Origin of the sequence: Pseudomonas sp. GM24 (assembly GCF_000282235.1) — a bacterium.
In the GTDB taxonomy this organism is placed as follows: Bacteria; Pseudomonadota; Gammaproteobacteria; order Pseudomonadales; family Pseudomonadaceae; genus Aquipseudomonas.
The window spans coordinates 48,334-54,977 of record NZ_AKJR01000182.1 but is presented as its reverse complement, the minus strand read 5'-3'; the positions used below and the strand labels follow the sequence as shown (position 1 = coordinate 54,977).

The 6,644-nt window shown below is 55.0% G+C and carries 4 protein-coding genes; all 4 read left to right on the top strand.

Annotation, left to right across the window (positions count from 1 at the left end; translation table 11 throughout):
- Positions 1-666, top strand: a 666-nt coding sequence (locus PMI23_RS20025) for a bacteriophage T4 gp5 trimerisation domain-containing protein (RefSeq protein WP_007950084.1), incomplete at its 5' end; no start/stop codon positions are given.
- Positions 656-1,396: a DUF4123 domain-containing protein gene (locus PMI23_RS20020; protein WP_007919521.1), complete on the top strand. Its 741-nt coding sequence runs from the start codon at positions 656-658 to the stop codon at positions 1,394-1,396. The genes PMI23_RS20025 and PMI23_RS20020, both read left to right, overlap by 11 nt.
- Positions 1,393-6,249 carry an RHS repeat-associated core domain-containing protein gene (locus PMI23_RS20015; protein WP_007919519.1) on the top strand — a complete coding sequence of 1,619 codons (4,857 nt, stop codon included), beginning with the start codon at positions 1,393-1,395 and terminating at the stop codon, positions 6,247-6,249. Before PMI23_RS20020 ends, PMI23_RS20015 begins: the two co-directional genes overlap by 4 nt.
- A 12-nt stretch (positions 6,250-6,261) precedes the next feature.
- A complete protein-coding gene (locus PMI23_RS20010; RefSeq protein ID WP_238539547.1) occupies positions 6,262-6,585 on the top strand; it encodes a DUF7716 domain-containing protein in 324 nt (107 codons plus the stop codon).
- Positions 6,586-6,644: the final 59 nt, after the last annotated feature.

The window sequence follows — 6,644 nt, the reverse complement described above, 5'->3', positions numbered from 1 at the left end:
ACCGTCCCGTATGAGCTGCCGGCGAACAAGACCCGCAGCACCTTCAAGACCCTGAGCTCCATGGGCGGTGGCGGCTACAACGAACTGCGCATCGAAGACAAAAAAGGTCAGGAGCAGATATTCCTGCACGCCCAGCGCGACTGGGATGAAAACATCGAACACGACCAGAAGATCCGCGTGGGCAACGAACGCCACGACACCGTCGAGCAGAACAGCTACAGCGAATTCAAAGCCGAAGAACACCACACCGTCTACGCCGACCGCAAAGTCGAAACCCGCGCCAACGACCACCTGACCGTCGGCGTCAATCAGCACATCAAGATCGGCACCGGCCAGTTCATCGACGCCGGCCAGGAAATCCACCTCAGCAGCGGCATGAAAGTGGTGATGGAAGCCGGCGCCGAACTGACCCTGATCGGCGGCGGCAGCTTCATCAAGATCGACGCCGGCGGCGTCACCCTGAGCGGCCCGGTGATCAACATGAACTCCGGCGGCAGCCCCGGCAGCGGCACGGGCGCTGCCCCGCTCATGCCCGGCATCCTGAAACAGGCCGACGCCGACAAGGCCGGTCAGGTCCTGACCCCGGCCCAGATCAACACCCTCAAACGCAACGCGCCGTTCTGCGAAGAATGCGAAAAATGCAAGGCAGGTGCCTGTGCCATCTGATCGAATTACGCCTAAGGATTGGCTGGCGCAACAGCCGTTGCAGACTGGCGAGCGTTTGTATTTAGTCATCAGCGCGGCGAGTGATTCCGAGCCGCTCAAGCCTTTCTATCAGCAAGATGCCGCACCACAACTGCAGCCCATATGGAGTGGAACACCTTACGCCGATTGGCTTCCTGTAATGCCGTATCTCGCCGAGATCAGCCCCAATGCCAGTTTTCTGCAATGGATTACTGAAACCGATGCATTGGATTGGGGTTGGCTAGCGGTATCCACCAGCGCGCCGGAAACAGTGCTGGAGCATTTGCGCAGCCTGACTCAGGTAAAAATGCCGGACGCCACTGAGGTGTTTTTCAGGTTCTGGGATGGTCGACATTTTCATCCGATCATTGAAGGGTTAGGTACTGCAGCAGGTGAATTGCTGCCGGTGTTCCAACGCTACCTGATTAACGGACAGATGCTCAATGTCGGCAGAAGAGCGGTACCTCCCGCAAAAGAGTGGCCCTGGTGGGAGATCCCCCAAACGCTTTTGGATGCTCTCGCGAAAAAGGACCACACCACCGTCGTTGAAAACCTGATGCAGTGGCTATCCGAAGATTGCCCTGAGTTGTACTTCGAATTCCCCGAAGCCAACTTGCGCAGAAAGGTTGAGCGCTTCGTGCGCCAGAACCCAAACACAGAAGAGATGGCAGAGCGTCTCGCCGCAGAGCTGACAAAGGAAGTCACGTCATGAATACCCCGATTGGTACCCTGGTCCTGCGTGTGCTGGACGCCAAAACACCTGACGTGAACTTGATCCTCAAAGACTTCAAAAACTGCCTGAGTGATTACAAGGAATGGGCAGACGGTTTCTGGACTGGCTGGGCGCTGGACGTCGACCAGACCTTCAAGGTCGGCAACGAAGTCAGCATCACCGAACGGAAAACCGAAACAGGTGCGGTAAAGACCTACGCCACGTGCCCGTTGGTAGGTGATTTCACGCTGATTCATATGTTCGAGTCCGCGCGCTTTGTGCCGATTGGCAACACGCCAGTCAAACTGGAACCGGTTACCAAAGGTACCTTTTACGACGACGTTACCGGTCCGGTCATCGAAACCACGATCGGACCCAGCGGCATCAAAGTGATCGAGGGGGCCAAGAGAGGTCAGACTTACCGCATCACTTTTTTCCCCAACGTATCCCAGAGCGACGTCAAGGCGCTCTATGACTCCTATCAAGGCGTTATCGGCAAGCTTGATGGCTGGTTGCAGAGCGAATGGTCGAGCAAGTTCAAGCCGCAATGGGCCAGTTACTCTGCAGCGGATCGTGCCGGGCGTTCCGTGATTTTGCTCAAACGAGCCTTCGAGGGGTTTGAAAAGGCTCTGTTGCAGCTGTGGGATGACATCAAAAGCCTGTTCGAGCTACTCGCCAATCCGAGGAAAAATTACGAAAAGCTGAAAAAATACTTGTCGGACGTCGAGATCGACAAACTCTATGCAGCCTCCAAGGAATCGATCGCTTCAGGATTGCTGATACTCAGCGACGAACCCCTGATGTTTATCTATATCTCAGCCATTGTGGCTTGGGTGGGCATGCTGCCTCCCCAAGTCGTAGTTGACGTAGTAACTGCGATTGCCTCGGAATTCCTGATCAACGTCCTAGTGGGCATCTGCCTGACAGGTGGCGCTGGGTTGGCCGTTAGAGCAGGCACCAAAGTCCTCTCCACCATCAAATCGGGAGAAGCGGTCAAGTACCTTGAGGACCTCGCCTCTACCCTGATGACACTCAGCAACAAGCACGCTTTGCCCGCCCATGCGGAAGTGTCGAAGCCAATTATCGTTAGCGCTAAGAATGTGCCAATGAAGCCGGCCAAAACAGCCGCATTGAAGATCGATGAGGCCGTCGCCGAAGCGCCTAAACCGCAGTCAGCGAAGGAAGCTTCGCATAGTCAGGTGGCGCAAAAGCCTGCTCAGAGTCCGCTGCCCAAAACGGCGGACACTCCGAAGCAAGAGGTTAAGGACGCCTCCTCATTTCCACGCGACAAGAAACAAAACAAACATACGCTCCAGCCGGAGGAAAAACTCGACGACGTATCTACGCAGTCGAAAACCCCGGACGATAAAAGTGCAACCAGTGCGAAAAAAACCTGTACTAACAATTGCCCCGTATCGATGGTTACTGGCGAGGAATTGTTGACGATTACCGATGGTGAACTGGGTGGCTTGCTGCCGTTCATCTGGACTCGTCTCTACCGAACCAGCGCGGCTGAAATCGACTGCGGTCTAGGCTATGGATGGAGTCACGCTCTCGCTCAGCGGGTGGACATCAATGGCGACGAGGTCGTGTGGACCGATCACGAAAACCGGGTCACCACTTTTCCGCTGCCCAGCGTACAGCGCCCGGCAATCACGAACAGCCTTTCAGAAGCCGCGATTTTCATTGGCGACGATCCGTCCGAACTCGTACTGACTCAAGCCGGCGAAAAGCCGCAGTTCTATCACTTCCGCTTCAACAGCAAAGGCGCGACGTTGATCGCCATCAGCGACAACTACGACAATCGCCTGCACATCACCCGTGACATCCATGGTCGAATCAAGCGCGTGGATAACGGGGCTGGTCGTGCATTGCTTGTGCGGTACGACCGCAAGCATATTGTCGCCATCGACTATCAGCAGTTTATTCCAGCGGACAATCTCGAAGACGCCTGGAACACCGTTCAGACGCTGACCACCTATGAGTACGATGCTCAACATCGGTTGATCAAAGCCACAAACGCTCTGGGAGAGTCCGAGCGTTATGCCTACAACGAACAGAACGTCATTCTTGAGCGGCAGCTCGCCGGAGGCGCAAGCTTCTACTGGGAGTGGGAAAAGGAAGGCAAGTCCGCACGTTGCATCCATCACTGGGCCAGTTTCTCTCAGATGGATGCGCACTATGCGTGGGATGACAAAGGCAGCGTCACCGTTACCAACGCCGATGGCAGCGAAGAGATCTATACCCACGACGACAAGGCGCGACTCGTCGCCAAAGTTGATCCGGATGGTGCCGAGCACTTAAAAGCCTATGACGACAAAGGCCGACTGTTCGCCGAAAAAGACCCGATGGGTGCGGTCACTGAATATCAGTACAACGAGGCCGGCCGTTTGATCGCGGTGATCCCGCCAGAAGACGCGCCGACCACCTACGAGTACTACAAGGGCTTTGTCCGTGTGGTGAATCGCGGTACCGCCAAATGGATCTACTGGCGTAACGATCAGGGTGACATCACTGAGCAAGTCGACCCGGACGGCAACTCGACGCATTACACCTATGATCGCCAAGGACGCCTGCTGGAGATCCGCCATCCCGACGGCAGCCGCCACCAACTGGGCTGGAACAATCTCGGCCAATTGCTGGAGGAGCGCCTGCCGGACGGCGGCCAGCGCAAATACCGCTACGATGCGCTCGGTCGCCAGATCACACGTCAGGCTGAAACGGGTGCAATCACCCACTACCAGTGGGATGCGGCTAACCGTCTGGCACAGATCACGCTGCCCGGCGGCGCTACCCGTGCGTTCACCTACAACCCATACGGCCGCGTCACTGCTGAACGCGACGAACTGGGCCGCGTAACCCGTTACGAGTATGCCGATAACCTGCATCTAGTCAGCCGTCGCATCAACCCGGACGGCAGCCAACTGCGCTATCGCTACGATAATTCGCGTCTGCTGCTCACCGACATCGAAAACGAACGCGGCGAACACTATCAGCTGGATTACTACTCGAACGGGCTGATCCAGCAGGAAACCGGTTTCGACGGACGCCGTACCGCTTATGAGTACGACCTCAACGGCAAACTGTTGAAGAAAACCGAGTTTGGTGACGACGGCAGTGAATTGGTGACCGAGTATCAGCGCGATGCCTCTGGTCGCCTGCTGGTCAAAACCCTCGCTGATGGCGAAGAAATCCATTACAGCTACGATGCCCTGGGTCGCCTGGTAAACGTCGACGACGGCCACTGGCCCCTCGCCTATGAGTACGACGTACAAGATCGTCTCACCACTGAGCACCAAGGTTGGGGCACCACGCGGTACGAGTACGACAGCGTCGGCCAACTCAATCACTGCCGCCTGCCGGATGGCAGCACACTCGATTACCGCCACTTGTCCGGCGGTCGGCTGAGCAGCATCGACCTCAACGGTTCGCGCCTGACTACGCACCAGTTCGACGCTGGCCGTGAACAGCAGCGCCAACAAGGCGTGCTGCTCAGCCAATATCAGTACGACGAACAGGGAAGGCTTCAAGCGCACACCGTAGGTCAGCAGAATCGCAATCTGTTCCAGCGCCGCTACGCCTACGATGCAAACGGCAACCTGGCCGGCATCGATGACAGCCGCAAAGGAAACCGCAGCTACCACTATGATCCACTGGATCGTCTGGTCAGAGTTCGCGGCGCCACCCCCGAAACCTTCGCTCATGACCCGGCCGGCAACTTGCTCGGTCAAAACGATCTGCCAACTGCGAACCTCGCCAACGTAAAAGGCAATCGCCTGCTTATGCAAGGCGACCGGCATTACGACTACGACGCCTACGGCAACCTTAGTCGCGAACGCCGTGGTACCGGCCAGCAACTGGTCACCGAATATCGCTACGACTGCCAGCATCGCCTGATTGGCGTCTCGCTGCCCGGTGGCAGCACCGCAAGCTACAAGTACGACGCCTTTGGTCGTCGCATTGAGAAGACCGTCGATGGTCAGACCACAGAGTTTCTCTGGCAAGGTGAACGCCTGATCGCCGAAAGTGCCGAGAATCGCTATCGCACCTACATCTACGAGCCTGGCAGCTTCCGCCCATTGGCAATGCTCGACGGCGAAGGCCCCGTCAAGGCAACCCCGTACTATTTCCAACTTGACCACCTCGGCACACCTCAAGAACTCACCGACTACAGCGGCGAAATCATGTGGTCGGCGAAATACCGTGCCTATGGCAATCTGGCCACCTTGGACATCGCCGAAATCGACAACCCTCTGCGCTTTCAGGGTCAGTATTTCGATGCGGAGACCGGGTTACATTACAACCGGCACCGCTACTACAATCCCAGCACCGGGCGGTTTCTGACACCGGATCCGATCAAGCTTGCAGGTGGTTTGAACAACTATCAGTATGTGCCTAACCCTACGGGATGGGTGGATCCGTTGGGATTAACGGCTATCGAGTGTGAACCTCCTGTTGTGGATGCGAGTGGCCGCCCTAAATCCAGCCCTCACTATAGCGTCGCTTATGAGGCCACATTGGAAAAAGACGTTCACTATCCTGGAAGAAGCGATCTTTCACACTTTCAGGAAGGCAATAAACAGCTCTACAACACTATGAATAATGATCCTGTTTACAAAGATCATATGGAAACGTTGTATCCTGGCATTTTTGATAAAGTCAGCCCTGGCCCGAAGGGCGCTCACGCAAGGTCAAAGCCACATCCTCTACTAACCTGGCATCATGATGCCTACCGTGAAGGGATTTTGCAGCTCATCCCTACGGCGCAACACAGATCCGGAGGGGTAGTTGCTGATGTTCTACATCCAGGCCAGAAAGGTGGGATGGAGCTCTGGGGAGGCGGCCGAAAATAAATGGTGGATCAAATGAAAAAAACAAAATTTATTAATGTTCTCTCTGATGCAGAAAACCTAAATTGGGAAGACGCATTGTATTTACCAAAAAACAAAGAAGAGTGGGGTTTGAATTGCGAAGCAATAATCGAAAACCCAGACACCTTTGAAGACTACGACGCTGATGATAATCCGACAGAGCTATCAAAAATAGGCTATCGTTATGTTTTACTCTGCGACGACCTATCGTCCATAATAAAAAACCTAAAAGAACAGACCGCCTCATATGATATGGATACTGCCTACAAAGCGTTCATATTTTATTTTAATAACGATAGCTTCATTAAAATAGCCTAAACAATAGGCCCAGCACAAATATCGATAATAGTGGGCAGATGAAAAGATAGATTTATTTT